Origin of the sequence: Streptomyces sp. SID5910 (assembly GCF_009862125.1) — a bacterium.
Lineage (GTDB): Bacteria > Actinomycetota > Actinomycetes > Streptomycetales > Streptomycetaceae > Streptomyces.
This window is the reverse complement of sequence record NZ_WWHX01000312.1, coordinates 1-3,160: the sequence shown is the minus strand read 5'-3', so window position 1 is coordinate 3,160 and position 3,160 is coordinate 1. Positions and strand designations below refer to the sequence as shown.

Genomic DNA, 3,160 nt, shown 5'->3' with positions numbered 1-3,160 from the left:
CGGATCGTCCGGGTCAACGACTCGCTCGGCCTGATGAGCGTGATCGACGGCCGCCCCCGCTCGGTGCTCACCGTCACCGTCGCCGACGGCCGCATCACCGGCCTGTACATCCTGGCCGACCCGGACCGGGTGGCCCGCCTGGAGGTGCCGGACGAGCGGGGGTGACCCCGCCGGGGGCCGGTCCCGCCCGGGCGGGGCGCCGGCCCCTGTTCCGTATGCTGAACGGCATGCGAGAACGAGAGACCGGCGGGGCGGCACTGCGCGGTGACTGCGAGAGCTGCTTCGGGCTGTGCTGCGTGGCCCTGCCGTTCCGGCGGTCGGCCGACTTCGCCGTGGACAAGGACGCCGGCACCCCCTGCGGCAACCTGGGCGAGGACAACCGGTGCGGCATCCACACGCGGCTGCGGAGCGAGGGCTTCACCGGCTGCACGGTCTACGACTGCTTCGGCGCCGGGCAGCGGGTCTCGCAGGTCACCTTCGGCGGACAGGACTGGCGCACCGGCCCGCCCGGACAGGCCCGCCGCATGGTCGAGGCGTTCCCGGTCGTCCGGCAACTGCACGAACTGCTCTGGTACCTGACCGAGGCGCTGACCCTGCCCGCCGCCCGGCCCGTCCACGCCGACCTGCGCCGGCTGCTGGCCGAGACCGAGCGACTGGCCGCCGGGACCCCCGAGGAGCTGGCCGCGCTGGACGTCGCGGCCCACCGGCAGCGGGTCAACGTGCTCCTGCTGCGCACCAGCGAACTGATGCGCGCCGGGACACGCGGCAAGAAGAAGAACCGCCGGGGCGCCGACCTGATGGGCGCCCGCCTCAAGGGCGCCGACCTGCGCGGGGCCGACCTGCGCGGCGCCTACCTCATCGCCGCCGACCTCACCGGCGCCGACCTGCGGGGCGCGGACCTGATCGGCGCCGACCTGCGCGACGCCGACCTGACGGACGCGGACCTCACCGGCGCCTTCTTCCTCACCCAGCCGCAGCTCACCGCGGCCCGCGGCAGCACCGGCACCACGCTTCCGGCGTCACTGAGCCGTCCGGCGCACTGGACAACGGGCCTCTGACACGTCGGCCTCCGCCCCGGACTCCCGCACCGCGGGCTCCGGTGCCGGGCCCCGTCGGTCCAGCCGCAGCCGCAGCCCCTCCGGCATCAGCGTCAGCCGCTCGGTCACCCGCAGCCGGTAGTCCGGCTCGGGCCGCAGCTCGTAGCGGCGCAGCAGCAGCCCGAGCACCAGCGTCGCCTCGTGCAGCGCGAACTGCCGACCGATGCACGCCCGCGCGCCCGTCCCGAACGGCTTGAACGTGTGCGGGGCACGGCCCCGTACGGCCTTCGCGTCGAAGCGGTCCGGGTCGAACCGCTCGGCGTCCGGCCCCCACACGTCGGGATCGCGGTGCAGCATCCCGGTCAGCACCAGTGCCCACGCGCCCCGCCGCATGGGGTACGTGCCGTCCAGCACCGTGTCCCGCAGCGCCTCCCGCGCGAAGGCGGGCGCGGTCGGCCACAGCCGCAGCGACTCGTCCAGCACCCGGCGCACGTACCGCAGCTTGGCCACCTGCTCGTAGCCGGGCGCCTCGGTGTCGCCCCAGACGCGGTCCACCTCGGCCCGCGCCCGAGCCGCCACCTCGGGATGCTGGGCGAGGTAGTGCAGCGCGAAGGACAGCGCGCCCGAGGTGGTCTCGTGACCGGCCACCAGGAAGGTGATGACCTGACGGCGCACGTTCTCGGCGGAGAGCCGTTCACCGGTGTCCGGGTGGGCCGTCTCCAGCATCCGGTCGAGCAGGTCGCCGTCGCCGCCGTCCGAGGCGCGGCGCTCGCGCACCAGGTCGTCGACCGTGCGGTTCAGGTAGGCGATGTCGGCCGCGTTGCGGCGGCTCGCGCTCCGAAGCAGCCACGGCGCGAGCGGCGCGGGCACGGTGTTGAGGCGCTGCGCGTAGGTGAGGGTGCCCACCATCGCCTCCACGAAGGGGTGTAGCCGGGGCCGTTCGAACGACCCGAAGTCGTGCCCGAACCCGGTGCGCGCGATCGTCTCCAGCGTCAGCTTCGTCATGTCGCCGGGCACGTCCACCGTGCGTCCGGCGGCCTCCGCGCGGTCCCAGTGGGCCGTCAGCCGTCCTGCCACGTCCAGCATCATCAGGTGATAGCCGGCCATGGCCTCCCGGCTGAACCCGGGCGCCAGGACGTCGTGCGCGAGCTGCCAGTTGGGCTCGTGGTTGTACGCCGTGAACAGCCCGTCCCCGGCGACCGGCCGCAGGTTGGCCACCCCGAGGCCCACGTGCTTGCCGAAGCGCGACTCGTCCGCCAGATCGGCGGCGAGCCGGGCACCCCACACGAACACGAACTCCTTGCCGAAGGCCCGCCGCCGGAAGATCGGCCCCAGCTGCCGCGCGTAGCGCAGCGAGTCCTGCATCGGCGTGCTCCGGCTGGCCCCGACCACGTCCCCGAGCAGCGGCAGCCGGTACGGGGGGCGCGGGATGCGGTCCAGCTCGGGCCAGCCCAGCTCGGCGCTGCGGAATCCCCTCGGCAGCCCGTCCGCGGCCGCCTCCGTCCTCGTCTGAGCCATGACGCGATCTCCCTTGGCACGGCGCCGTGTCCGAGCGTGTTGTACGTCGATTCAATAGCGCGCCCAGTGTCGTCCCGTTGCTGAACCGGCGTCAAGTAAAGTGCGGGCATGGCCGCGAACCAGGGCGAGCGCACGCGCCGCCGGCTCAGCACCGAGGAGCGCCGGGAGCAGCTGCTGTCGGTGGGGGCGCGGCTGTTCTCCGAGAGCCCCTACGACGACGTGTGGATCGAGCGGGTCGCCGAGATCGCCGGGGTCTCGCGCGGACTGCTGTACCACTACTTCCCGGCCAAACGGGACTTCTTCGCCGCGGTCGTCGAGCGCGAGAGCGAGCGCATGCTGCGGATGACGGCGGCCGTGCCCGGCGTCCCGGTGCGCGAACAGCTCGCCGCGGGCCTCGACGCGTATCTGGAGTACGTCCGGGAGCACGCGCACGGCTACCGCGCCTTCCACCGTGCCGACGCGACGGGGGACCCGGCGGTGCGCCGGGTGTACCAGAAGGCGCTGGCCGCGCAGGAGCGGCAGATCCTCGCCGCCCTGGCCGCCGACCCGGAGTTCGGCCCGGCCTTCGAGGAGCGGGCCGACGTGCGCCTCGCGGTGCGCGGCTG

General features: G+C 74.2%; 3 protein-coding genes. 2 read left to right on the top strand and 1 reads right to left on the bottom strand.

The window, feature by feature from the left end; all coding sequences use genetic code 11:
• Nucleotides 1-215 precede the first annotated feature (215 nt).
• Entirely contained in the window at nucleotides 216-1,058 is an 843-nt protein-coding gene (locus GTW67_RS38135) for a pentapeptide repeat-containing protein (protein WP_202437080.1), read from the top strand.
• On the opposite strand, the gene GTW67_RS10680 is transcribed toward GTW67_RS38135, so the two are convergent.
• Nucleotides 1,020-2,555: a cytochrome P450 gene (locus GTW67_RS10680; RefSeq protein ID WP_161164561.1), complete on the bottom strand. Its 1,536-nt coding sequence runs from the start codon at nucleotides 2,553-2,555 to the stop codon at nucleotides 1,020-1,022. The genes GTW67_RS38135 and GTW67_RS10680 overlap by 39 nt on opposite strands.
• Before the next feature lie 108 nt (nucleotides 2,556-2,663).
• On the opposite strand from GTW67_RS10680, the gene GTW67_RS10675 reads away from it, so the two are divergent.
• Nucleotides 2,664-3,160: TetR/AcrR family transcriptional regulator (locus GTW67_RS10675; RefSeq protein WP_161164560.1), on the top strand; the 497-nt coding region annotated here is incomplete at its 3' end.

Bases quoted from the DNA above. Each gene is read 5' to 3' on its own strand.
- GTW67_RS38135 (WP_202437080.1), top strand. From the start codon at position 216: ATGCTGAACGGCATGCGAGAACGAGAGACCGGCGGGGCGGCACTGCGC.
- GTW67_RS10680 (WP_161164561.1), bottom strand. From the start codon at position 2,555: ATGGCTCAGACGAGGACGGAGGCGGCCGCGGACGGGCTGCCGAGGGGA.